This window comes from Nostoc piscinale CENA21 (assembly GCF_001298445.1).
Lineage (GTDB): Bacteria > Cyanobacteriota > Cyanobacteriia > Cyanobacteriales > Nostocaceae > Nostoc_B > Nostoc_B piscinale_A.
In genome coordinates this window covers 2930408-2955472 of sequence record NZ_CP012036.1, presented here as the reverse complement: position 1 = coordinate 2955472, position 25065 = coordinate 2930408, and the positions used below count along the sequence as shown (strand labels likewise).

Below are 25065 nucleotides of genomic sequence, written 5' to 3'. Positions count from 1 at the left end.
GTGCTGAGTAAAAATACTAGTAACACTTTCATACTTGGTTATGAAATAAGTTTCATTGAGACTGCCTCCTGCCATCTGCCCCCTGCCTCCTACTAATCGGGCATTGCTACTTTCGTATGGTCGGGGTTCACTGCTTCAGTTTCGGGCGAAATGATAGTATTAATAGAGTTTCGATATCAAACGTAAAATAAAAGCAAATCTTTTAGTAGATTTATTTCATCTACGTTTTTGTGTTTTTGAGTGAATTTTCATTTCCTACCCATCTCCTACTAAAAAAGCTGGGTTAGGTTAAATTCTTATAATCAATACCAAAGCTATATTTCCCATCCCCCTTGATTTAGTTCCATAACCGCCATGCTAAAACTCCTGTTGGGCGATCCCAACGCTCGTAAGCTGAAAAAATACCAACCTTACATCACGGAAATTAATCTCTTAGAGGAAGAAATTAAAGCTCTCTCTGATGAGGAATTAAAAGGTAAAACCGGAGAATTCAAACAGCGTCTTGCTAAGGGTGAAACTCTGGATGATATTTTGCCAGAAGCATTTGCCGTGGTTAGAGAAGCAGGACGGCGAGTCTTAGGGTTGCGACACTTTGATGTCCAGATGTTAGGTGGTATCATCCTGCACACTGGACAAATTGCGGAAATGAAAACCGGGGAAGGCAAAACCCTGGTAGCAACCTTGCCTAGTTATTTAAATGCTCTCACTGGTAAGGGTGTCCATGTCGTTACTGTCAACGATTACCTCGCTCGCCGGGACGCGGAGTGGATGGGACAGGTGCATCGCTTCCTCGGCTTGAGTGTGGGACTAATTCAAGCGACCATGAACCCCAGCGAGCGCCAGAAAAACTACGAATGTGATATTACTTACGTTACCAATAGTGAAGTCGGCTTTGACTACCTGCGCGATAACATGGCCACTTCAATGGCTGATGTGGTGCAACGTCCGTTTAACTATTGTGTTATCGACGAAGTAGACTCAATTTTAATTGATGAAGCCCGGACACCACTGATTATTTCTGGTCAGGTAGAAAGACCAACAGAAAAATATTTACAAGCGGCGGAAATCGCCCTGACGCTGAGAAAAGATGACCATTACGAGGTAGATGAAAAAGCTCGTAACGTGTTGTTGACTGATGAAGGCTTTGCGGAAGCAGAAGAGCTTTTAGGTGTCACAGATTTATTTGACCCGGAAGATCCTTGGGCGCACTTTGTATTTAATGCAATTAAAGCCAAAGAATTATTCTTAAAGGATGTCAATTACATCGTTCGGAATGGTGAGGTCGTCATTGTAGACGAATTTACCGGACGGGTATTACCGGGACGGCGTTGGAGTGATGGTCTACACCAAGCCATTGAAGCCAAAGAACACGTAGAAATTCAGCCGGAAACTCAAACTCTAGCCACAATTACTTATCAAAACTTGTTCTTGCTGTATCCCAAATTAGGCGGGATGACCGGAACGGCTAAGACTGAAGAAGCTGAGTTTGAAAAAATTTACAAACTAGAAGTCAGTATCATTCCGACTAACCGCATCAGAAAACGGCAAGATTTGTCAGATTTGGTGTTTAAGACAGAGGCGGGTAAATGGACAGCGATCGCTAGAGAATGTGCCGAAATGCACGAACTTGGTCGCCCTGTACTCGTAGGAACCACTAGTGTAGAAAAATCAGAATATCTCAGCCAATTGTTGAAACAAGCTGGTATTCCCCACGAATTGCTCAATGCCCGCCCCGAAAACGTGGAACGGGAAGCGGAAATTGTCGCTCAGGCAGGACGTAGAGGCGCTCTTACCATTGCGACCAACATGGCGGGTCGAGGTACAGACATCATCCTCGGCGGTAACTCCGAATACATGGCGCGGTTGAAATTGCGGGAATATTTTATGCCACGCATCGTCCAACCAGAAGACGAAGATGTGTTTGGTGTACAAAGGGCAAGCGGTAGTATGCCTACAGGACACGGTGGTGGCCAAGGTTTTACACCTGGGAAAAAAGTCAAAACTTGGAAAGCTTCACCAGAAATTTTCCCCACCCAACTTTCTAAAGAAACCGAAAAATTGCTGAAAGAAGCAGTTGATTTTGCAGTGCGGGAATATGGCGATCGCAGTTTACCAGAACTCGAAGCCGAAGATAAGGTGGCAGTGGCAGCAGAAAAAGCACCCACATCAGACCCAGTAATTCAGAAATTGCGGGAAGCTTACAACCGCATCAAACATGAGTATGAACAGTTCACCGACAGCGAACACAAAAACGTTGTCGAAATTGGTGGTCTGCACGTAATTGGTACAGAACGTCACGAGTCACGCCGCATTGACAACCAGTTGCGGGGACGCGCTGGTAGACAAGGCGACCCTGGTTCCACAAGATTCTTCCTCAGTTTAGAGGATAACTTGTTGCGGATCTTTGGTGGCGATCGCGTTGCTGGCTTAATGAACGCCTTCCAAGTCGAAGAAGATATGCCCATCGAGTCGGGAATGCTGACTCGCAGCTTAGAAGGCGCACAGAAAAAAGTCGAAACCTACTACTACGATATCCGTAAACAAGTATTTGAGTACGACGAGGTAATGAACAACCAACGTCGCGCCATCTATGCTGAACGTCGTCGGGTTTTAGAAGGGCAAGACTTAAAAGAACAAGTCATTAAATACGCTGAAAAAACGATGGACGACATCGTTGACTATTACATCAACCCAGATTTACCCTCAGAAGAATGGGAATTAGAAAAACTGGTTGATAAAGTCAAAGAATTCGTCTACTTGCTATCAGATATGCAGGCAAGTCAACTAGAGGATATGTCTGTCAGTGAGATTAAAGCATTTCTCCACGAACAAGTGCGAATTGCCTACGACATGAAAGAAGCGCAAATTGACCAAGTTCAACCAGGACTGATGCGCCAAGCCGAACGCTTCTTTATCTTGCAGCGTATTGATACCTTGTGGCGCGAACACCTGCAACAAATGGATGCTTTACGCGAGTCTGTAGGTTTGCGTGGTTATGGTCAAAAAGACCCGCTAATTGAATACAAGAGCGAAGGTTATGAACTATTCCTTGATATGATGGTCAACATCCGCCGAGATGTAGTTTACTCCTTGTTCATGTTCCAACCGCAACCGCAACCAATGGTGCAAACATCATCTGAAATGGTGTGATAGAGAAATAAAGATTAATATCGCGCAACGGCGCAAAGACGCTCAAAGAGTTTTTGAGCGTCTTTGCGTTTCAATTTTAGTAGGGTATGTTGTTGCGTAGCGCAACACCACCCCACCATCTTAAATTTTTTTAAAATAGTTAATTCTGTAACCTGCAATATGAGTTACGATTGCTATTTTAATCATTTGATATGAAAAGAATAGAAGTCGAACAAAGAAGCATTTTGATTGGTTTAGCAGGTAGTCACGGTTATGGGTTAAATCGCCCTGACTCCGATTTTGATTTCCGGGGTGTGTTTATTGCGCCTAAAAGATATTATTTGGGATTTGATAATATCGAACAAAAAGATGCTGGTTGGGATGAACCGGGGATATTTCCATTTATTGATGGAAATAAAGATACAGTTATTTATGAATTAAGAAAAATCCTGCAATTATTAGCAGGGGCAAATCCTAATGTTTTGGAATTGCTGTGGTTACATAAATATCCGGTGTTAACAGAAGTTGGTCAATATTTAATCAAACACAGAAATTTATTTTTAACGAAGAAAGTTAGGCATACTTATACAGGTTATGCTTTTGCTCAAATAAAAAAAATGGAAACCCATCGCAAATGGTTATTAAATCCACCACAAAAAAAGCCACTACCTGCTGATTATGGGATAGAAAATGAAGAACCCCTCACTAAAGATGAGTTAAATGCTTTTTTGGAGTATCTTTACTTATTAATTAGAGGGCGAATTGAGTTTTTAGAAGAAGCCGAGCAATTATATCAATTATTAACAGCCGATATTGATTTTAAAGGCGTACTCAAACAATATGCTTTACCCAATGAAGCTTTAGAATATACCGAAAATTTAACTTATGGTCGGAAAGATTTTATTAGACTGCTGCAAAAAAGTCAAAGTTATCAAATTGCTGTGCGAGAATGGAAAGCATATTTATCTTGGCAAGAAAATCGCAATCCAGCGAGAGCCGAAATGGAAAAAAAAGTCTGGATTTGATCTGAAACATGGAATGCACTGCATTAGATTACTTCGCAGTGGCTTAGAAATATTGCAGCGAGGAGAATTAATTGTTGATAGAAGAATGGCTGGAGATGTTGATGATTTAAAAGCTATTCTCAAAGGCGAATACAGTTATGAACAGGTGATGCAAATGGCAGAAAATTTAGTAGCGCAAATGGATGCTGTGTATGATAAATCAACTCTACCTGCTAAACCTGATTTGGAAACAATTAATCAACTATGTATAGACTTAGTGGAAATGCAAGGATGGAGTTAGTTATACCAATAGCTAATTCTAAATTACGCAAGTCTGACAATATCTAGTTTTGTGAATTTGAGTATGATACTGACATAAATGCAATAAAAATAATAGCCTGTATTGCATGATCCAAATTGGTTTGAAGATTTTTAAAACTTTATATAAAAGGGCAATTTAAACACAATAACATAAAATCAACACAATAATTAAAAATATTTATACTGATTCTTTATGTAATCTTTAGAGAAGGGCTTAAGTAAATGTACTATGATGATTTTGTGTACATCAGTAGTGTTACTACAGTCTTCTGGTCAATATAAAATCATCGAAAATATTTATTCCTCTGTCATTTTCAGAATAAATAATTCCAAGCCAAATACTAGATTTTGCATTATTAATCGAAAGTTTGATGCTTGATTTTTTGATATTGATTAGCGTTTGTCAGTAATATTTGGAAATTCAAGCTTTATAAACTTTTGATATATTGCCTTTTCTAGCAGTAGCTAAAGAGGAATATGTCGATTTTTCATGCTTTTAATTAGCAAATAAACAAATTTTCCCAGCTAGAACATCATATTTCACGTAAGTCTCAATTTAATTTTCAACCCCAGGTAAAGAATAGATTCCAATATTGCATTCGGAAATTTTGGTCTAATTAAGGCAAAAATACATCAATAAATTATGCAACAAGTAACCACAACAACATTACAAGAACAAGTTGCAAATATTGCTCTTGAGTCGGAACTATTCAGCATTTCTATACAGTCAGAGCAAAAGTTTTACTGTCAGCAATTCCTAGAAGCAAGAAAACTTGACTACACAATGGCAAATCATCCATCGCGTGCTTATTGGGTGATTGATTCTATTGAAGTTAATGAAAGTGAACAGGACACACACTACTTATTTGTTTCTGAAGGCGAAGTTACTCTCAAAAGCTGTAATGGAGAGTTTTTTTTGCAGAAAAATACCTTTGCCGCAGTTCCAGGAAACTTTTCTTTAAATGGTTCAGGAAAAGTATTAGTTGCAACAAGACTGAATTACACTGGACTTTTCACCATTGGCGGGCCAATTGAACCATTAGGAAGATTAAATTATATTGATGGTTGCTCTTCAACAGTACTGATTAATCCTTTAAGACGTGGTGAACCTTGTTTGAATTTCCTCTATGTTCCTCCTGGTGTGTCGCAAACTCCCCATACTCATCCTTCATTACGAATTGGACTTGTAGCTGAGGGTAATGGCACTTGTCAGGTAGATGAAGGAACTTTCAAAATGGAGCCAGGAACAGTATTCTGTTTGCCCGAAAACAAGTTACATAGCTTCTCGGCAATTGATGATTCCTTAAGAATTATTATTTATCATCCAGATTCTGATGTTGGCCCGACAGATGATTCTCATACAATGTTAAATAACACTTTTGTGGGAAAAACTTCCGCGAAAGTTATAGATGCAATTAGAACGAAATAACAACTGAATCAGGACTGCCTTTTGATTGGATTAATGTCAAGGCAGTCTTATTTTCCAATTTATGCACAGTCAAACTAATATATTTCTGCTCTAGGAGTGCTGATGATTTTATTAACAAGCGATACTGAAACAAAGCCGACACAGGCGATGCGACAGGCGATCGCTAATGCAGAGGTCGGAGACGAGCAGAAAGGGGAAGATCCGACTGTTAATTTATTACTAGAACGAGTTGCAGATTTACTCGGCAAAGAAGCGGCTCTTTTTTTTCGCCTGTGGAACCATTTGCAACTTTGTCGCCATTAAAACTCACACTCGCCCTGCGGATTTGGTGCTAGTAGAACAAATGACACACATTATTCGCGCCGAATCGGGGGGGGCAGCCATGACTTCTGGTGTATTGATGGAAGCAATTGCCAGCGAGAAGGGAATTTTTACAGTCGATGCTGTGGCGCAAGCATTGGCAAGAGTAGCAACTGCACCTTACCTTTACTCAGCAAATCCCCGCTTATTGTGTGTTGAGCAAACCCACAATTTTGGCGGTGGTTCAGTTTGGCAATTAGATGAACTACGTGCAGTGTGCGATTTTTCCAGGCAAAAAGGTTTAGCGACTCACATGGATGGAGCAAGATTATTAAATGCTGTGATTGCATCGCAAACTCCAGCCAAAGATTTTGCCGCCTGTGTTGATTCTGTGTGGATTGATTTTACTAAAGGACTGGGCGCACCCATCGGTGCAGTTTTGGCAGGTACCAAAGAATTTATCGCCCAAGCACGCCGATATAAACATATTTTTGGTGGCGCAATGCGTCAAGCTGGGATTGTGGCCGCAGGTTGTCTGTATGCACTAGACCATCATATTGAACGTTTACAAGAAGACCACGATAATGCAACTCACTTGGCTAAAAAACTGAGTGAAATTAATGGAATTACAGTCCAAAATTCCCAACCAGAGACAAATATTGTTTTCTTTGATGTATCTGGACTTGGAATTGACAAAGCTCAATTTTTGGCTTTATTACAAGAGCATGGTGTCAAAATGGGAGCTGTTGGTAATTCGATTCGAGCCGTCACACATTTAGATGTTTCGCGGGCTGATATTGATGTTGCGATTAATGCTATTTACGAGATTGCAAAATCTTCTGAAAAAGTCAAAAACTAGAGAAATTCTTGCTTTCTGTCCTCTGCTGACTTGAAAGTGCTGAGTAAAAATGCTAGTCCCACTTTCATGCTTGGCTATGAAACTTGTTTCATCGGGACTATCTTGATGATCAGTCTTTTACCGGACACGATATTACCCCTTGGGACTCTAAAAATGCTGCTACTTGCAAGATTAACGCTTCATGATAAGGTGCGGCGATAATCTGCACACCTAAAGGTAAAGCATCTGGATGGTGAATTGGCACTGATAAAACAGGTAAGCCAATAAAAGATAAGGGTTGGGTAAATAATCCTAAATGTGGACGCACTAAGATTTCCTCACCATTTAAATTCATTGTCTGCTGACCGATGAATGGTGCAGAAATGGGTGTGGTGGGAGCAAGAATGATATCGACATTTTGAAAAACTGTGCGGACTTGATCGCGGTACCAACGGCGAAATCGTTGGGCTTGTATGTACCAACTACTGGGAATTAACGCCCCAGCCAAAAAGCGATCGCGAGTTGCGGGATCAAAATCTTGGGGGCGCGATCGCAATTTATCTAAATGCAGATTTGCACCTTCGCTGGCGGAAATTACAAAAGCTGCTGCACGCGCACGTTTAGCTTCGGGGATAGTGACAGATTTAGTTACTCCCAAAGCCTCTGCAACTTTGTGAACTGCGGCTAAAGCTTCTGGGGTTGCACCTTGAATAAAATAATCATCGGCTATGGCAATTCCCAGATGAGAAATATCTTGATGGAGTTGGGGTAAACACAACTCTGGCGGACGTTGGCTACAAATCGGATCACGTTCATCTTCTCCTTGCAGCACATCAAAAATCGCCGCCGTATCCCTTACAGAACGGGCAAAACTGCCAATATGGTCAAAACTACTCGAAAATAAAGCAACACCTGCACGGGATAACCTGCCATAAGTTGGTTTAAAACCAAACACACCACATAATGCTGCTGGTACACGAATGGAACCGTTGGTATCAGAACCGAGGCTAAAGGGAACTAAGCCAGCCGCCACCGCCGCCGCCGAACCACCAGAGGAACCACCTGCGATGCGTTGTAAATCATGAGGGTTATGAGTAGCACCATAATGAAAGTTTTCTGTGACAAATCCATAGGCGTACTCATCCATATTTAAAGCGCCAACCAGCACAGCACCAGCTTGTTTCAACTTGGCGACTGCGGTTGCATCTTGGGTAGCTGGGAGATTTTTGGCATTAATTTTTGCACCAGCTAAGGTAGTCACACCAGCAATATCAAACAGATTTTTCACAGCAAAAGGTACACCAGCCAGTAACCCTGGATGATTACCTTGGGCGATTTCTTGATCAATTTTGGCTGCATCTGCTAAAGCTGTTTCTGTAGTGACAGTGGTAAAACTGTTAATTTTGTGGTCTATGGTGGCAATTTTTGTGAGTGCAGCTTGAGTAACTGCGATCGCACTCACTTGACCACTGCATACAGCAGCCGCTATTGATAAGGCATCAGCTAAATCTAAATTCATCACTTAGGCAACGGTGCGTTTAGCTTTTTGAGTCACAGCAGTTCGCATAGTTTTGATGAGTTGCAATAAGACAATGGTAAAACCTAAATCTAAAAAGCAAGATAATAACAGCCACACAGGCAGAAATTTATCTTCAGGATGTTTATAAGCTTCAAAAACAACGCGATTGACTGCCCTTGAGCCTATCATAAAACTATAAAGGGGAGCTATTAACGATCGCACTTGTTCACCTGCACTAGTTAAATCGCCACCTTCTGGTTTAAATTTGTCCGCAAAGGTGGATAAAGTATTCGCTATACCCCAAAGGCTGTATATAGGAATCAAAAATCTAGCGATCGCACCCCCTGGGGTAATCGGATATTCTTGAAAGAGATTTTTTAAATCTGTATGGATACGATGTAGCCAAATCAAAAAAATAATAATTGAAGCGACGCTCGTCAGCAACGCAACTATTGATACTACTCCATCTAAACTCGCCAATATTTGATAAACTGGCTGCGCGATGACAGCTAACAACGAGAACAACGTCGAAACAATCCCAACTCCCACCACTACCCACAGCACCCGCACCAAAAATTTGCCGATAGCCGCAGACTTCAAAGAACCAGCAGCATTGAAATTCGTCATGGCATTTTTCCAATGGCATTATCGGCTAATATCTTAATCTTGATAGTTATCATCAAAACTCAGTGCATTTACGTGAGGCATCAAGAAGAGGATGATTAACTATGGTTCAAATACTGGCGCGGCTTCAACTTCTGCGGGTAGAGAAAAAGAATTGACTAGTTGAGCGATCGCTTGAATCCTGGCAAAATTTGCTACCACTCCCTCATAATATTCATCATTGATTGGCAAATCTAATAGTAAAGCAGCTTGCTCAACATATTTATTGAAATCTAATTCTTGATTTTGCATATTTTTGAGCAACTTTCCCATTCTAAAATCTTCAAAAGGCAAGTATACAGAATACAGAAGTCAGAGGTTATTTATCAAAGTAAAAGTTCTTGTAGGGTATGTTAGGCGGAGATTGTGAGCTAATTAATCACAACAAATATTATACGAGCGCCTAATATACCCTACCTTAGATTTACTTTATCAATCGTCTCTCAGCAGCGATCGCAATTTAATGGCTCATAGTTCTAGACTATGAGCATCTCTGTTTAGCAAAAGCTTGATTTACTAATCATTCTGTCTTCTGACTTCTGATACCCATTTAATGTGAAGTTGCACATATTTCGATCCCCCTAAATCCCCCTTTTTAAGGGGGACTTTGATATATGTTTTTCCGGTTCCCCCCTTTTGAAGGGGGGCTAGGGGGGATCTGATTCTATGCAGCTTCATAAAAAAATTAGTATGACTCCTGAATTCTTCCCTAAAAAGTAAACGTACTCCGCAGAACACCTACCGTTGTAGTTTCATTTCTGCTATCACCTTCAGGGTTAAACAATACAAAAGCACCGGGAGTAATGCTGATATTATCTGTAAGCTTAAAGCGATAATACGCCTCTAAATGGTAAGGAGTAGCACGGTTTACCCCATCTGGAGCTAGTTGTGCCTCACCATTAGCATCCGAGCGAAACAACGGTTGTCCAAAAATAATCCCTGCATTATTCCCTGATTTAAACAAATCATTAAAGTGCAGCCCTACCATCCAGCTAGTAAAGGTAGTGGAAGCATTAACATCACCACCAGAAGAAGCATCCACAAACATTGCAGCACCGTAACCAGACAAAGCAACCTTGGGAGAAAAGCGCCAAGTTACCGTACCACCAACAGAATTAAGTGTGACAGGTGTTCCTAAATCAACGCCAGCTAATGCGCCAATATCATCACGAACTAATCCCGTACCTAAGATATTAATTTCGTGATAACTGTGGGCATAGTTTAAACCCACATCTATGGAACTAGTAGGTTTGAAGGTTAATTGAGTGCTAATCACATTACTACCACCAAATACACCCGCACCCAAAGGCGTATTAGAAACTCCAGGAACAATATCACCTGCTTCTTGTGGTATGTTGGCGTTGACGCTGCCGTATAAAGCTCTGAAATCTAATTGGGGAGAAATACTAAAAATAAATCCCGCCGCCGATGCTAAACCAGTTCCCGAAGTCCCTCCAGAGACTCGCGCCACAGGATTTAAACCTGCAAACCGCGAAATCGACTCATTTCCTTCACCATAAAAAGGTGTGATAGCAGGAAAAGCATCTGTTGCTTCCGCCGCAGTTCCCGCAAACAAAGTTAATTTATCCGCGACTGGAAAAACATACAGTAACTTATATAGTTGTATACTGTTAGCTGACAGATCTGATAACGTTTTTACGTCCAAACCAGGAAACAGCGGTTCAAAACTTGTTCTCGCACTACTAGCAGTCAGTAAATCCGAAGCTAATCCTAAACCTTGTTGCAAGCTACCACTTCCATCTATACCACCCAAAAAGTTATAAGCTTGTAAACCCGTGATTAGTAAATCTTTCCCGGTAAAGCTAGTGTTGAGATTTAATCGGACTCTGTTCACCAAGATAATATTAGGATCACCCTGATTAGGTGCGCCACCTGTCGCACCAATACCTGCAACAATTACCTCGCCATTGAGTTTAGTAGTAGTAGAAAATTGATTGGCTTCTAGTTCGGCGGTGCGTGCTTCTAGTGCATCCACTCGTCCCCGGAGAGTTGCGAGTTCTGCTGAAAAATCTTCTTGTAATTTTTGTAAGGTTGCTAAATCTTCTTTTTTAACTAAATCAGAAGTGGCTGTAGCGATGAGTTCGTTAACTCTTTCTAAACAAGCATTTAAGCCTGCTGCAAACTCATAACGAGTCATAGCACGATTGCCACGATAAGTACCATTGGGATAACCAGCAATACAACCATAGCGTTCAACCAAAGATTGTAAGGCTTGAAAAGCCCAATCAGTTGGTTGCACATCAGATAATTGTGATACAGATGTTACTTGGGCGCTTTCGTTATTGTCTGATGTCTGTGACTCATAAGACTGCGAGGAATCTTGTACCTCTGGCTCACCTTTGATAGCTGGTGATTCTGGTTGGCTACCATCGGCTAGAATCAACTTAGTTTCATGAGCAGCAACTTGGCTGTTGATAATTGCTGATTTTTGAGGAACATTTACCAAGGAATTATTATCTATTTGTACGGAGGTTGCTAGTGCTTGTATGGGTAACAATCCGTTAATTAAACATAAAAAACTAGCTCCACTAGCAGAAGCTAGGAGATACTTAGCCATGACAACTCCTCACAGATATAGAATATTAAAAAAAATTTATCTACGATATTTGACAGTTATGAACCATCGCCAAGTGGATTGCGCTAAACCATCTTGCTTCTCATAGGTAATTACCGCAGATCATAAAATCTAGTAAATACTATTTGGATAAAAAAAATATCATTAGCAATGATTGATAGTTCTAATTGTTTTGATAAACTTATTTTAATCATTTAAAAAAATCTATAGTAATCATAGATAATCCCTGGAAATTAAGATTCCCGACTTCTTAAAGAAGTCGGAGATCGGAACCTAGCAATTTTGATAAATCCAAAATATTCAACAATGTAATTTTAGAAATCCTTATACTAGTGAGGTATGAGCAAGAGTCATTAACCGCAGATAAACGCACCGAAAAGTTGTGTGGGCGGCTCTGCCGACTTGAGCAAACTTTTCAAGACAGACGAACGCAGATGTAGAGTCTTTAGCGGCTTGTCAGAGGCTACGCAGATGTAAACAGACAGATAAACTTATACCTCTGTAGACTAGAGAAGGATATACAAATTTTAATTATTGGTAAAAAATGAAAAATTGCTCTTATAAATTGTAGAGAGAAATTGCAAAATTCATTTTATGATTGACCACAGCGAAAGTATATTTCGGAGTATTGGTGAAGTTGACCTATATTACCAAAGCTGGCAACCAACAAGTAATATCAAAGCTGTATTAGTGATTGTGCATGGTTTGGGAGGTCATAGTAGCAAATACAATAACATAGTTCAGCATTTTATCCCTAAACAATATGCTGTTTATAGCTTTGACTTGCGTGGTCACGGACGTTCTCCAGGTCAAAGAGGATATATTAATTCTTGGGCAGAATTCCGCGAAGATTTGCGAACTTTTTTAGAATTAATTCAATCTCAACACCCAAAATTACCAATTTTTCTATTAGGACATAGTTTGGGTTCAATTATTGTTTTAGATTATGTTTTGCGTTATCCCCAAGCTGCGGCTGTTCTGCAAGGTGTAATTCTTCTTGCGCCAAGCTTAGGAAAAGTTGGTGTATCACAGATTAAGCTATTACTGGGACAATTGCTATCACGGGTATGGCCAAGGTTTACTTTAAATACTGGCCTTGATTTATCTGCTGGTGCAAGAGATGAAAAAGTTTTAGCTATCTATGCTCAAGATACTTTACGACATACTTTAGGAACGGCTCGTTTAGCAACAGAGTTTTTGAACACTGTTAATTGGATTAATCATCATACTAACGAATGGAAATTACCATTATTAATTCTTCACGGTGGCGCGGACAGAATTACATTACCAGAAGGAAGTCAGATTTTTTATGAGCAACTAACTACTTGTCAAGATAAGACTATAATTGTCTATCCAGACGCATATCATGAACTACAAGATGACCTCAATTATCAAGAAGTTTTAGCTGATTTAGAAAGTTGGTTGGAAGGCCATTTGCTATCTAATTAAGAATATAGCAATCTTAAATGATTGATAAACATCTTTTCCCTTGTCTACCCTGTTATCCTTGTCTCTGTTGTTCACATATCAAATATGAGTCCTAGATTATTTAGATATTTTTACTAATTTCTCGATAATTTGCTTGATAATTCACCAGTGTTTCTTTAGCTTGTTGCGACACAAATGTATTAGCAGGAATTACCTTTAAAATATTAATTGCCTGTTGCCATTTAGATTTTGCTTGTCGGCGGACTGAACGAGAATGAGGTGAACTTTGAATCAAAAAGTTGGCTTCGATGGCTAATTTATGGGCTGTTGCTAAATTATCTAGGGCTTGTTTTTCAGTAGTTACTTTTTGACTGATTGCTTGATGATTTAAGCGATAACGCACTAATTTATCTTTCACTTTAATAAAAACTGATGTCTTTTGAGGGATATTTTCTAGTAATCTGATTGCTTCTAGCCATTTAGATTCGGCTTGTTGCCAAACAACTAAAGGGTGGGGAGGTGATTGTACTAATCCAGAGGCTTCTAAACCTAGATTTTGCGCGGCTTTTAAATTAGCGATCGCAGTTTCTTCTTGATTAAATTTAGTGCGAACTTGTTCTAGTTTGGGAAGTTCTATTTTAATTATCCAACTTCCAAAACCCAAAGCTAATAAGCTCACCACAACTATTCCACCATAATGAGTTAAGTGTTGTTGTTTAAACTTTTTTAGCGGTTTGAACTCAAATAATTTCCATTGTTCAGCTTTGGGTTTAGGTAATTTTTTTTTCTGATTTAATTCTCAAAGTACTAATCTGCAAAATTAAAGCATCGATTTTACTTTGATAAAATTCACAATCATTAATAATGTCAGTTAATTCTTGTAATCTGCCATCACCAGATATAATTAACTCTTGATCATCGTCTAACCACTCTAGAGCAAAGCCGGATTTCCCACAAAAAGCTGAAACTCCCAGTAAAATACTCAATAAGTTATGGCTTTGCTTAATATTGTCAAAAATAAATTCTAATCTTTCCTTAATTTTTAAAGAGTCTTCTTGAGCTTGAATAATCTGCTGAATTTGCTGTTGTAAGATTTTTGGTTTATCTAAAACTAGTTGGATTTTTAAAACTTCTTCTACAGATTGAAATGTGGCAGGAATACTATCGTGACTAGCATCAATATTAAGTTGCTGGACTAATTGGATATCACTTAAAATATCTGCCGCGATCGCTTGGATTAAATCACCCCAATCAATCCATACTTCGATTTTGGACTGAATTTGCTTGAGGGAAATATCTACTGGTAATTGCCCAAATTTAGCTGTCAGCAAACCAGGATAATCATATTTATAAATGTAGACTGTGTAATCTTCATCTATAACTGGCTTTGGGACTAAATCTAAACTAGCAACTGTCGTTATCGGTGTTTTCTCTAACTGGCTAGACTTGATTTTTTCTTGAATATTGCGGAGTTGTTCTTGAGCATGATTAATCATGACAATTTGTTGCATGATGTCATGAGCATGTCCAATATTTAGCCTCAGACTATGAACAATTTTTGGTAGTTCATTTACCAGAGTTTCTAAATCAGCCATAAATATCCCTTGGGGATTTGCCGAAAGTTGATGTGAAACAATTAAAATGACTATGCAGCAAGGTGGTAGCTTGAAAACAAGCTTCGTCTTAGTTGGTGGTAGATTCAGCGTCCTGATAGATAGCAAATCTGAGGCGCTATTGATTCATACTTCCCGAAACTACTGCGAAAGTAACAAACTCAATTGAAAAATTTTCGATAGACGCACAATTTCTAAATAAAGTCAAGTAATCTTAGATTTGAGATTGACTGCGCCACACCTCTCAAGTCGCCCACACAGCTTTTCCGCAAGGGGATTGAACCAAAAATTTAAAATTTCAAATTCGGAGGGTCAAAAATGAATGAAACTGATTTAGCGTTTACTCCGGCGGTGGAGTTGGCGCGATTAATCCGCCATCGGGAGGTGTCGCCACTGGAGTTGGTGGAAATATATTTACAAAGAATTGAGCGGTTGAACCCCCAATTGGGAAGTTATTTTACGGTGACGGCAGAACTCGCGATCGCTGATGCCCAAGCAAAAACTGAAATGCTGGCAACAGCCGCTGAACTGCCGCCTTTTTTTGGTGTACCAATTTCGATTAAAGACCTCAACACGGTGGCTGGTGTGCCTTGTACCTACGGCAATCCGGCGTTATTAAACAACATTCCTAATTATGATGATGGAGTGGTAACGCGGATTAAACAGGCAGGGTTCATTATTCTGGGTAAAACTGCCACCTCGGAAATCGGTTCCTTTCCTTACACCGAACCCACAGGTTTTCCCCCGTCCAGAAATCCTTGGAATTTAGAATATACTTCCGGCGGTTCTAGTGGTGGTGCAGCCGCCGCCGTCGCCGCCGGATTATGTGCGATCGCTCAAGGTTCTGATGGTGGTGGTTCGATTCGTGGCCCGGCGGCTTGTTGTGGTTTGGTGGGGATTAAACCATCACGCGGCAGAGTCACCAAAGCCCCGGTAGGCGATCGCTTGGGGGGAATTGCTGTTAATGGCCCCATTGCCCGGACTGTGGCAGATGCCGCCGCAATGTTAGATGCTATTTCTGGTTACTTCACGGGTGATCCTTACTGGCTACCTGATCCTGAACCTTCTTTTCTCGCCTCTACCCAAGCCAAAGTTTCGGGCTTACGCATTGCCTTCTCGACGCAAATCCTACCTTTGGGAACGGCTGACGCGAACTGCCAGCAAGGTGTGTGGCAAACAGTCCAGTTATTAGAACAATTGGGTAACACTGTTACAGAAGCCTGCCCAGATTTTAGTGGCTTAGTCGAACCATTCCAAATGGTTTGGCAAGCGGGAGTCGCCGCTTCTGGATTGCCCGTGGAAGCTTTACAGCCTGTGAACCGTTGGCTATTGGCGCGTACTGGTTCTGTGGCTGAATATCTCCGGGCTTTATCCCAATTACAAATCGTCTCCCGGCAAATTGTGGCATTTTTCGAGAATTTTGATGTGTTGGTATTGCCTGTGTATTTACATTCACCCATTCGTGTCGGGGAATGGGCGGCGTTGAGTCCTGAAGAGACATTTCAGAATATTATGCGTTGGGTTGCCCCTTGTCCCCCTGCTAACGCCACCGGACAACCAGCGATCGCATTACCTGTGGGTTTTGATAGTCATGGTCTACCTATGAGTGTGCAACTGGTGGGTAAACCTGCGGCGGAAGCTACTTTAATTAGTCTCGCTGCCCAAATTGAAGCCGCAAAACCTTGGATTCAGCATCGTCCAGCCTTGTAAAACGTTAAGTTATTTTACGATTACACAGCACGGAGTCTTAAAATCACTACCCAAGGGCGTAAATAATTGATGCCAAAGCCAAAAATTGGCTGATTATGAATGAGCGAAATCAGCTTACTATCCTGAATCCAGAGAAATTAAGCGCGATCGCTACTCAGGAAAACATACCTGGGAAAATGGGCGAAATTAGGCAGCAAAGAAACATCTACACAGATTTTTCTCTAGCCCAATAATTTAATTGTTGCGCTCACAACAGGGGTTTTTACTAAGTATTTATTCCTACTTTTAGGGTTGTTTTGAGTGCAACACACCCCTAAAAAACACAAAAAATCCTGAAATCCATATAAATTAACGGTTTCATCTATCCACTTCAGGCTACTACACCTTAGAATGATTCATTGAAAAGTCGAGCCGAAGGGATGTGTAGCGATTTTGAGTAAAAATACTCCCGAAACACGACTTTTGTAGTTCCGCAAACAGAGGTTTTAGTAAAGATGCTACACAGTGCATCTGAAAGAAATCTCAATTAAACCTGAAGGAGTTTATATGAACAAGGGCGAATTGGTTGATGCAGTCGCAGAAAAAGCCAGTGTTACCAAAAAACAAGCAGATGCAGTCTTAACTGCTGCTTTGGAAACCATTATTGAAGCGGTTTCTTCTGGCGATAAAGTGACACTGGTAGGTTTTGGTTCCTTTGAATCACGGGAACGCAAAGCCCGTGAAGGTCGTAACCCCAAAACAAACGAAAAAATGGAAATTCCTGCCACTAAAGTACCTGCTTTCTCTGCTGGTAAACTCTTTAGAGAAAGAGTTGCACCCCCAAAATCTTAGGTTTAGTTTGGGGAATTTTGATTTTGATGCAGCAACCAGCACACGGGGGAAATTTAGCCTGGGCAGCAGCACTGGCTGGCTGTCCCCGTGATGCTATTCTTGATTTTTCTGCGAGCATCAGTCCATTAGGGCCGCCGGATAGTGCGATCGCTGCGATTCAATCTCAAATTGGTAGTCTGAGGCACTATCCCGAACCAGAATATAGTGAACTGAGACTTGCTCTCAGTCACTTCCATCAATTACCGCCAGAGTGGATTTTGCCGGGTAACGGTTCCGCAGAATTATTAACTTTGGTAGGTAGAGAATTAGCAGAACTATCTGCAACAATCTTGTTAACTCCAGCCTTTGGTGATTACTACCGCACCTTGACGGCTTACAACGCTAAAGTTCTGGAGTTCCCGATCAATTTGGGACAGGGAGACAAGGAGACAAGGAGACAAAGTGAAGTTTTTCTTCCCCACACCCCTCAACCCCTGCCCCCTCGCTCACTCACCAAACAACAGGGGTTATTGTTAAACAATCCCCACAACCCTACAGGTAAAATGTTTTCGCGGTCGGAAATTTTACCACTGTTAGAAGAGTTTGCCTTAGTGGTAGTGGATGAAGCGTTTATGGATTTTGTGCCACCAGAAGCAGAACAAAGCCTGATTTCCGTGGTGCAGGAACATAAAAATTTAGTTGTGTTGCGATCGCTGACCAAATTTTACAGTCTGCCGGGGCTAAGACTGGGATATGCGATCGCCCACCCGGATCGTTTGTCACGGTGGCAGACGTGGCGCGATCCCTGGCCTGTTAACAATCTCGCTGCGGCCGCCGCCATTGCGGTCATCGGCGACCAAAATTTTCAACAGCAAACTTGGCAATGGCTACCACCTACCCGAAACCAACTGTTTCAAGGTTTAGCCGCCATTGCAGGACTGCAACCTCACACCAGTGCTGCCAACTTTTTATTAGTGACATCACAAAAATCGAGTTTGCAGTTACAGCAACAATTACTCCAAGATCATCAGATTTTAATTCGAGATTGCCTGAGCTTTAAAGAATTAGGCGATCGCTTCTTCCGTGTCGCTGTGCGTTCTGTGTCCGATAACCAACGTTTATTAACAGCCCTGCAAGCATTACTGAACAATTAGTAAGTAATTCGTCACCTAACAATTGTAGAGACGAAATGATTAGCGTCTCTACAATTAACTTAGGACTTACGCAGTGATACGAAAAACCAAAGGTTTTGGGAAGGGTGAAAAGGTTTAGGGGTGTAGGGTGTATTTATTCAAAACCCTTACACCGTTCGGCTGACGCTCACGGCGAAGCCTATACCCTTACACCCCCACACCCTGTCTTAACAGACAATCTTTGTACGTAAGTCCTGCAAATGACAAATGACCATTGACTAACAACTAATGACCATTGATTATGATGTCGTGATTATTGGCGGTAGCCTCGCCGGACGCTATGCGGCTTTAGCTGCAACCAAATGGCACGCTAAAGTTGCCCTAGTAGAACCACATATAAATTACGGATTTATTTATCATCACTCCCTCAGCGAAATTGCCAACCGCTTAGAGTCTCTCAATCAAGCCGATGGTTTTGGTATTCGTACCAATCATGCGGACATCGCCGAAAAATGCCATATATCCCTCGCTTGGCAAGAGGCAATGCTATATGCTGACACAGTAGCAGCCAATATCCAAGAACTCAATTCTCCAGCCACATTAGCTGCACAAGGCGTTGATGTGATTTTTGGCAAAGGTGAATTTCAACCTTCGCCACATTTGGCATTTGCTGTTTATCAAAATGATGAAAAATCAACCCAATCTGCACCTCAGCAAATTCTCCGCTTGTTAAGGGGACGCACTTATTTATTAGCCAGTGGTTCCCGTCCCAAAATTCCTAATATTGAAGGTTTACAAAATACTGGTTACATTACCTTAAATAATATTTGGCAATCTCTCAAAAAAAGAACATTACCTCAAAATTGGGTAATTCTTGGTGGCGTACCTCAAAGTATTGAAATCGCCCAAACTTTAGCCCGGTTGGGTTGTACTGTCACATTAGTCATTAAACATCCTCATATTCTGCCAAATACTGACCCAGAAATTGCTCAACTGCTGCAAGCACAATTAGAAGTTGATGGTGTACATATTTTGACGCAAACAGCCGTCACCCAAGTTAGACAAATTGATGATAAAAAATGGGTACAAGCCGGAGATAAAGCAATTGAAACTGATGAAATTTTAGTAGCCACAGCACAACAACCAAATTTTGCATCTTTCAATTTAGCAGCCGTCGGCGTGAAATGGTATCAGCATCGTTTAGTAGTCAACAATAAACTGCAAACTACCAACAAACGTATTTACGCTTGTGGTGATGTCATTGGTGGTTATGACTTGATCAACGTTGCTCATTATGAAGCGAGAATCGCCACCAACAATGCCCTATTTTTCCCTAGATTAGAGGTGAATTATCAACACATACCTTGGGGAATATTTACTCAGCCAATGTTAGCGCAAGTTGGTTTAACCCAAATTCAAGTTATCAGGCAATTTCGCCCCGATGAATTTTTAATTTTACGGCAATATTTTAAATCTTTAGCAGCAGCCCAAATTAACAGCGAAATCACAGGTATTTGTCAATTAATTGTCTTACGTAACGGCGAAATTTTAGGTGCAACTATCTTAGGTCAAAGCGCCGGAGAGTTAATTAATATAATTGCATTAGCTATCAACCAAAAAATTAAAGTCAAAGATTTAGCTAACTTAGCGCCCATCTATCCCAATTTTTCCGAAATTCTCACCCAAACTGCCCAAGAATATCAGCAAAGATTAAATAACCATCCAGATGTGCAAGATAGATTAGAAGGCTTCTTCCATTTCCGCCGCAATTGGAATTTGTAATCAGAGGCAGGAGGCGCTCCGGCTTTGCCGGAGAAGTCAAAAGTAAAAAACCAAAAGTCAAAAGTATTCTTCATTTTTGCCTTTTTACGTTAGTCCGCGCAGGCGGACTTCGTTTTTATAGCCGCGAATTCCATTCGTCGGGGCTAGGTGCTACTCCCCACTTCCTACCTAACGCTTATATTCGGCTGCGTGGTGTTCGCACAGCCAGAGGTAATGTCCTTCTGGTGTTAATACTTTCTTGAGTCCGCCCCAATGTTGTTGGGGGTCTTTTTCTTCTAAGAGTTGGCGTAAAGCACGCAACGCTGCACCGTCGGCACGTTCGGGATCTAAATCTTCACCTCTGGCAATTTTGTCTGCTAATTCTAAATCTGCGGCATCTTGAATTTCTGGTAATTTCTCGGCTAGTTCTTTAAATAATTCCAAATTATTCTTATAAATTGCTTCGTATTCTTTGGGATCTACCACACCCAGCCAAGGGCCAATTATGGGTGCGGCAAATCTTAAAACTTTGAATAATTTACCAATATAAGGTGCAGTTGCTCTCAGCCATTTGGCAGGTTCATCGATTTCATATAAACCGCCTGTTTGGAGAGGATGCCAACAGCCAGGGGCTTGGCAATAAAGTTGTAAATCTATTTTTTGTCCGGCTATGGCTTTTTGCCAAGATTTACCACCACGGGGACGCAGCACAAAAATATTTGGGCAATGAGAATCGATTTTGGCTTGTTCGCGGCGGAAGAAATTAGTAAATTCTCTTTGAGAAAGTTCGCGCAGATTTTTGATTTCATTGAGAATAGTTGCTTGTTTATCAACAACTTTTGTTTCTAATTCATCAATGCGTTCTAATACTGCATTTTGTGTATGGAAATTTAAACCATACAAAAGTTCGGCAACAGATACATCTTCTATGGCTTCTGGACATTCAATGGTTGCTTTCTTTTTTTCCCAACGTTTGGATAATTGGTGATAGTCAAATTCGTGGGTGCATGGTTCGCCATGATGACCAAGACAGGGGATAGTGCGTTGAATATTTAAGCCGGGAAACCTGGAGAGAGTTACTTCAATGCCATCGCGTAATAGGACGAAGAAATTCAAAGGGTTAGCACCGCGTACTGTTAGTTTAATATAGCGATCGCCCTTCACCGCTTCCACCAAAGCTAAATGTTCTTGTTCATAAGCCAACAATGCCCCGTTTCGCCAATGGGTGTTAGTTGTAAAGCGGTGTTGACGGGCAATAAACCAAGTCGGAATCCCCGCCGGAATAGTATTGAGTTTGAATTTCATGGAAATTTCATGGCAATTTGCTTTAGCTTTGATTTGTTGCCATTGCTGTTCATAATTCGGCGGGTCGAGGGGCAAACGTTCAACAATTAAACTAATATCTCGGTTTTCTAAAGTGCGGTAGGAAAGGTCAAACCGTTCCATCAGCCGGAGAAAATGGTCACGCATTGATGGGGCTAAGTCTTGCCAGAGTTTATCCATTTCCTGGCGGGTGAAAATGCCAAACTTATTAATTACTTCTTCGCTTTCCAGAACTTTGCTGATGTATTGAGTCACCCACTGCGGTTTGAGGATGACTGTATCATTGAGTTCTTCATTGTCTTGGAAATAGAGAATTTCGCCTAATTCATGCAGCCATCGCGCCAAAACTTCTTGACTAATGTCCGCAACTCCAGACTCAGCCATGATTTTCCCCAACTGCTGCGGCGTGATGTATTTTTCTGGACGGGAACGAATAGCGTTAGCAGCATTGAGCCAAGTGGTAGGCCAGATTTCACCCATTAAGGGCAGTTGAGCAGCAGTTTCGGCAATTGCTTGGCGGAGTTCTTCAATACCCAGGCTGATTTTAGAACTAATTTTGCAGTGTTCGACAATTTGGGGGTATTTGTCGCGTAACTCTTTGAGGGGAAGGTCTGCGTCGCGTTCATCGATGTGGGTGGCGACAAGTAAAATGGGTGATTCCGGCGCTAAGGCTTTGATGGTATCTAGCCAATAGTAGAGTTTACCTTGCTCAAATCCCAGTCGCGCATTCCAGGCGAGGAGGAAAAGGGAACGGTTGGTGAGGAAGAATTGATGAGTAGCGTGATAGATTTCCTGTCCACCAAAGTCCCAGGTGTTCAGCTGCATGGTGACATCTGGTTTGGCGGGGTGGGTTAAGGCGAGGGATTTTATTTCAATGCCGTGGGTGGTTGATTCTTGGGTGTCGAATTCTTCACCGCGTAATGCTCTTAATAAGGATGTTTTACCTACACCGCCTTCACCGACTACTAGAAGTTTAGAAACCCACTGGCGTTGACTATCTTCTAATTTTTCTTGCAGATACGCCAAAATTGCGTGGGTTCCTTGCCCGATAATTTCGGGGGGTGGCGAGGTTAAGGGGTTGTTATAGAGATATAACAATATTAAGTTGGAGAGTTGACAGATTTCTGGCGGTAGGCTGCTGAGTTGATTGTGATCAAGGTATAACCGCGTCAAATTGGAGAGTCGACAGATTTCTGGCGGTAGGCTGCTGAGTTGATTGTGATCAAGGTATAACCGCGTCAAGTTGGAGAGTTGGCTGATTTCTGGCGGCAGGCTGCTGAGTTGGTTTGCATGAAGGTATAGCCGCCTTAAGTTGGAGAGTTGGCGGATTTCTGGTGGCAGGCTGCTGAGTTGATTTTCATTAAGGTATAGTGCTGTCAAGTTGTAGAGTTGGCTGATTTCTGGTGGCAGGCTACTGAGTTGATTATTAGAGAGGTCTAGCTCACTTAAGTTGGAAAGTTGGCTAATTTCTGGTGGCAGGCTGCTGAGTTGATTTTCATTAAGGTATAGTGCTGTCAAGTTGGAGAGTTGACCGATTTCTGGTGGCAGGCTACTGAGTTGATTATTAGAGAGGTCTAGCTCACTTAAGTTGTAGAGTTGGCTGATTTCTGGTGGTAGGCTGCTGAGTTGCTTATTGGAAAGGTCTAGCTCTGTTACCTTTTCCTTGTCAGCTTGTTCAATAATTTGCAACAGTTCTTCGTTTGTCACCTGCAAACCTCACCAACCCTGTAGCGATATTTACCAGAATAGTTTAGCAGTGTGGGAAGTGAAGAATAGGGAGGCGTGTTTAAGTTAATCTAGAATCTCGATGAGTATTCAAGACTTGTTAACCGAGTTCAAAGACTCATTCACGAGTATTTAAGACTAATTAAAGAAATTCCGAGGCTCATTCACGAGTATTTAAGACTCATTAAAGGAGTTCCAATGCTCATTAATGAAGTTCAAACACTCCATTAAAGAAGTTCCGAGCCTCATTCATGAAGTTCCGAGTCTCATTAAAGGAGTTCCAAGGCTCATTAATGAAGTTCAAACACTCATTAAAGGAGTTCTGAGCCTCATTAATGAAGCTCGAATCTTCATTCACTATTTCCTCAAGCTAGATAATCAAAGAAATAAACCTAATACCAATTTTTGATCAAGCTGTATGGAACTCCTCAGAAAAATTACTCCTCTTCATAACGCGGCTTTTTCCCATCCAGTACCGCACTCACAGTCATATCTCCCATAACATTAATCGCTGTGCGACAACGGTCTAAAAACCAGTCAACAGTCACCAACAAGGCGATATACTCTGTCGGCAAGCGCACGGAAGTAAATACCAAAGTCATTGTCACTAACCCCGCATTCGGAATACCAGCCGCCCCCACCGATGCAAAAATCGATGTCAGCACTACAATTAACTGCTGTCCCAAATTTAAATGCTGTCCAATAACTTGGGAAATATATAACGCAGACATTGCTTCATAAAGGGCAGTCCCATCATTATTAAAATTTGCCCCGACTAACGCCCCCAAAGATGCGGAAGATTCCCTTAAACCAACTTTGGTTTGCAAAACCTCCCAGGTAATAGGCATTGTTACGGTAGAAGAAGAAGTCGAGAACGCTGTAATAAAAGCATCTGAACCGCCAGCCAAAAATCGCCACGGGTTTACCCAAGAATTAAACTTAACCCTGGTGAGATAGTAACAAGCTTGCAACACCAAGGCGACCAACACCGCCACAATAAAAGCTGCTAAAGAAATAAATGGGGCAAAACCTTTTTCTGCCACGGTTTTAGCCACAATACCAAACACCGCAAAGGGAACTAAAGCAATTACCCAGTTGAGGATACGAATTACCGCCTCAAACAAAATTCCAATGACATCTTCAATTGGTTGATATCCTGTTTTTCCTTGGGCGATTTGTTCTGATTTTAAGCCCCGCAGCACAATACCAAAACAGAGGGCAACCACAATTAACTGAATGACATTATTACTCACCAACGGCGCAAGCACGGCTTCTGGTACAGCGTCTTTAATTAACCCCCAAGGATCAAGGTTGGCGTTAGCAATGGTTGTCTGTGGTTTGGGTAAACTTCCCCAAGTTCCTGGACGCAGGACGTTAGCCACCAACAGCCCAACTAAAATCGCTACAGTGGTATTAGTAAAAAGTAATAACGCTAACCGTCGTCCGGCGGTACCGGGGATAGTCGCTGTCATAAAAGTATGCAGCACTGCTACCAAAATCAGTGGTGTAGCTAAAGCGCGGAGTGCTTTAAGTACCAGTTCTGCCGGAATTGCCAAATTAGTGATTAAAGCCGCATTGCTAGGGCTAGGGTTCCCCGCACCTAAAGCAATTCCCAAAATCACTGCCAGCACTAAGGCAATTACAATTTGTAACGTCAGAGGAATACGCCGCCACCAAGGACGGGAAGCATTATCGGGCGGATGTTGACTCTCTGTTTGACTCATTGTTACAGCTAAATAACGGAACAAAGGTAACTATTACAA

General features: G+C 41.5%; 18 protein-coding genes and 1 pseudogene. 11 read left to right on the top strand and 8 right to left on the bottom strand.

The window, feature by feature from the left end; all coding sequences use genetic code 11:
* The first annotated feature begins 354 nt into the window (after nt 1-354).
* From secA to ACX27_RS12765, 5 genes and pseudogenes are all read left to right on the top strand, one after another.
* On the top strand, nt 355-3150 hold the full coding sequence (secA, locus tag ACX27_RS12780) for a preprotein translocase subunit SecA (RefSeq protein WP_062292863.1): 2796 nt from the start codon (nt 355-357) through the stop codon (nt 3148-3150).
* A 191-nt stretch (nt 3151-3341) separates the two neighbouring features.
* Nucleotides 3342-4434: pseudogene (locus ACX27_RS12775) on the top strand (nucleotidyltransferase domain-containing protein).
* Nucleotides 4435-5097: 663 nt separating this feature from the next.
* Complete coding sequence (locus tag ACX27_RS12770) at nt 5098-5883, top strand: cupin domain-containing protein (RefSeq protein ID WP_062292860.1); 786 nt, start codon at nt 5098-5100, stop codon at nt 5881-5883.
* A gap of 102 nt (nt 5884-5985) precedes the next feature.
* Nucleotides 5986-6186 carry a beta-eliminating lyase-related protein gene (locus ACX27_RS33755; protein ID WP_235526614.1) on the top strand — a complete coding sequence of 67 codons (201 nt, stop codon included), beginning with the start codon at nt 5986-5988 and terminating at the stop codon, nt 6184-6186.
* Nucleotides 6113-7042 (top strand): threonine aldolase family protein, encoded by a 930-nt coding sequence (locus ACX27_RS12765; protein ID WP_235526613.1) that lies wholly within the window; start codon nt 6113-6115, stop codon nt 7040-7042. Before ACX27_RS33755 ends, ACX27_RS12765 begins: the two co-directional genes overlap by 74 nt.
* A 109-nt stretch (nt 7043-7151) precedes the next feature.
* Here the strand turns inward: ACX27_RS12765 and ACX27_RS12760 are convergent, their stop codons facing one another.
* From ACX27_RS12760 to ACX27_RS12745, 4 genes are all read right to left on the bottom strand, one after another.
* Entirely contained in the window at nt 7152-8540 is a 1389-nt protein-coding gene (locus tag ACX27_RS12760) for an AtzE family amidohydrolase (RefSeq protein ID WP_062292855.1), read from the bottom strand.
* A gap of 3 nt (nt 8541-8543) precedes the next feature.
* A complete protein-coding gene (locus tag ACX27_RS12755; protein WP_062292853.1) occupies nt 8544-9167 on the bottom strand; it encodes a DUF4328 domain-containing protein in 624 nt (207 codons plus the stop codon).
* Between the two features lie 99 nt (nt 9168-9266).
* Nucleotides 9267-9476 (bottom strand): DUF4089 domain-containing protein, encoded by a 210-nt coding sequence (locus ACX27_RS12750; protein WP_235526612.1) that lies wholly within the window; start codon nt 9474-9476, stop codon nt 9267-9269.
* Nucleotides 9477-9912: 436 nt separating this feature from the next.
* Entirely contained in the window at nt 9913-11781 is a 1869-nt protein-coding gene (locus tag ACX27_RS12745; protein WP_062292850.1) for an iron uptake porin, read from the bottom strand.
* A 612-nt stretch (nt 11782-12393) separates the two neighbouring features.
* Here ACX27_RS12745 and ACX27_RS12740 point away from each other — a divergent pair.
* A complete protein-coding gene (locus ACX27_RS12740; RefSeq protein ID WP_062292848.1) occupies nt 12394-13248 on the top strand; it encodes an alpha/beta hydrolase in 855 nt (284 codons plus the stop codon).
* A 100-nt stretch (nt 13249-13348) separates the two neighbouring features.
* Here the strand turns inward: ACX27_RS12740 and ACX27_RS12735 are convergent, their stop codons facing one another.
* Nucleotides 13349-13909: a hypothetical protein gene (locus tag ACX27_RS12735; RefSeq protein ID WP_062292845.1), complete on the bottom strand. Its 561-nt coding sequence runs from the start codon at nt 13907-13909 to the stop codon at nt 13349-13351.
* An 88-nt stretch (nt 13910-13997) separates the two neighbouring features.
* Nucleotides 13998-14948 carry a hypothetical protein gene (locus ACX27_RS12730; protein ID WP_144427450.1) on the bottom strand — a complete coding sequence of 317 codons (951 nt, stop codon included), beginning with the start codon at nt 14946-14948 and terminating at the stop codon, nt 13998-14000.
* A 210-nt stretch (nt 14949-15158) separates the two neighbouring features.
* On the opposite strand from ACX27_RS12730, the gene ACX27_RS12725 reads away from it, so the two are divergent.
* The 5 genes from ACX27_RS12725 to ACX27_RS12710 all read left to right on the top strand — a co-directional run bounded on the left by ACX27_RS12725 (nt 15159) and on the right by ACX27_RS12710 (nt 20275).
* Nucleotides 15159-16550, top strand: a complete 1392-nt coding sequence (locus ACX27_RS12725) for an amidase (RefSeq protein WP_062292839.1) — start codon at nt 15159-15161, stop codon at nt 16548-16550.
* Between the two features lie 95 nt (nt 16551-16645).
* Complete coding sequence (locus ACX27_RS32375) at nt 16646-16783, top strand: hypothetical protein (RefSeq protein WP_158507375.1); 138 nt, start codon at nt 16646-16648, stop codon at nt 16781-16783.
* Between the two features lie 313 nt (nt 16784-17096).
* Nucleotides 17097-17381, top strand: a complete 285-nt coding sequence (locus ACX27_RS12720) for an HU family DNA-binding protein (protein WP_015111786.1) — start codon at nt 17097-17099, stop codon at nt 17379-17381.
* Between the two features lie 26 nt (nt 17382-17407).
* Nucleotides 17408-18514 (top strand): threonine-phosphate decarboxylase CobD, encoded by a 1107-nt coding sequence (gene cobD, locus ACX27_RS12715; RefSeq protein ID WP_062292836.1) that lies wholly within the window; start codon nt 17408-17410, stop codon nt 18512-18514.
* A 267-nt stretch (nt 18515-18781) separates the two neighbouring features.
* A complete protein-coding gene (locus ACX27_RS12710; protein WP_062292833.1) occupies nt 18782-20275 on the top strand; it encodes a dihydrolipoyl dehydrogenase family protein in 1494 nt (497 codons plus the stop codon).
* A gap of 168 nt (nt 20276-20443) precedes the next feature.
* Here ACX27_RS12710 and ACX27_RS12705 read toward each other — a convergent pair whose 3' ends face one another.
* Nucleotides 20444-23284 carry a COR domain-containing protein gene (locus tag ACX27_RS12705; protein ID WP_062292830.1) on the bottom strand — a complete coding sequence of 947 codons (2841 nt, stop codon included), beginning with the start codon at nt 23282-23284 and terminating at the stop codon, nt 20444-20446.
* Nucleotides 23285-23739: 455 nt separating this feature from the next.
* Entirely contained in the window at nt 23740-25026 is a 1287-nt protein-coding gene (locus ACX27_RS12695) for a dicarboxylate/amino acid:cation symporter (RefSeq protein ID WP_062292822.1), read from the bottom strand.
* Between the last annotated feature and the right edge of the window lie 39 nt (nt 25027-25065).

Excerpts from the sequence above, each read along its gene's own strand:
- secA (WP_062292863.1), top strand. The coding sequence starts at position 355 with ATGCTAAAACTCCTGTTGGGCGATCCCAACGCTCGTAAGCTGAAAAAA.
- ACX27_RS12770 (WP_062292860.1), top strand. The coding sequence starts at position 5,098 with ATGCAACAAGTAACCACAACAACATTACAAGAACAAGTTGCAAATATT.
- ACX27_RS33755 (WP_235526614.1), top strand. The coding sequence starts at position 5,986 with ATGATTTTATTAACAAGCGATACTGAAACAAAGCCGACACAGGCGATG.
- ACX27_RS12760 (WP_062292855.1), bottom strand. The coding sequence starts at position 8,540 with ATGAATTTAGATTTAGCTGATGCCTTATCAATAGCGGCTGCTGTATGC.
- ACX27_RS12755 (WP_062292853.1), bottom strand. The coding sequence starts at position 9,167 with ATGACGAATTTCAATGCTGCTGGTTCTTTGAAGTCTGCGGCTATCGGC.
- ACX27_RS12750 (WP_235526612.1), bottom strand. The coding sequence starts at position 9,476 with ATGGGAAAGTTGCTCAAAAATATGCAAAATCAAGAATTAGATTTCAAT.
- ACX27_RS12745 (WP_062292850.1), bottom strand. The coding sequence starts at position 11,781 with ATGGCTAAGTATCTCCTAGCTTCTGCTAGTGGAGCTAGTTTTTTATGT.
- ACX27_RS12740 (WP_062292848.1), top strand. The coding sequence starts at position 12,394 with ATGATTGACCACAGCGAAAGTATATTTCGGAGTATTGGTGAAGTTGAC.
- ACX27_RS12725 (WP_062292839.1), top strand. The coding sequence starts at position 15,159 with ATGAATGAAACTGATTTAGCGTTTACTCCGGCGGTGGAGTTGGCGCGA.
- ACX27_RS32375 (WP_158507375.1), top strand. The coding sequence starts at position 16,646 with ATGAATGAGCGAAATCAGCTTACTATCCTGAATCCAGAGAAATTAAGC.
- ACX27_RS12720 (WP_015111786.1), top strand. The coding sequence starts at position 17,097 with ATGAACAAGGGCGAATTGGTTGATGCAGTCGCAGAAAAAGCCAGTGTT.
- cobD (WP_062292836.1), top strand. The coding sequence starts at position 17,408 with ATGCAGCAACCAGCACACGGGGGAAATTTAGCCTGGGCAGCAGCACTG.
- ACX27_RS12710 (WP_062292833.1), top strand. The coding sequence starts at position 18,782 with ATGACCATTGATTATGATGTCGTGATTATTGGCGGTAGCCTCGCCGGA.
- ACX27_RS12695 (WP_062292822.1), bottom strand. The coding sequence starts at position 25,026 with ATGAGTCAAACAGAGAGTCAACATCCGCCCGATAATGCTTCCCGTCCT.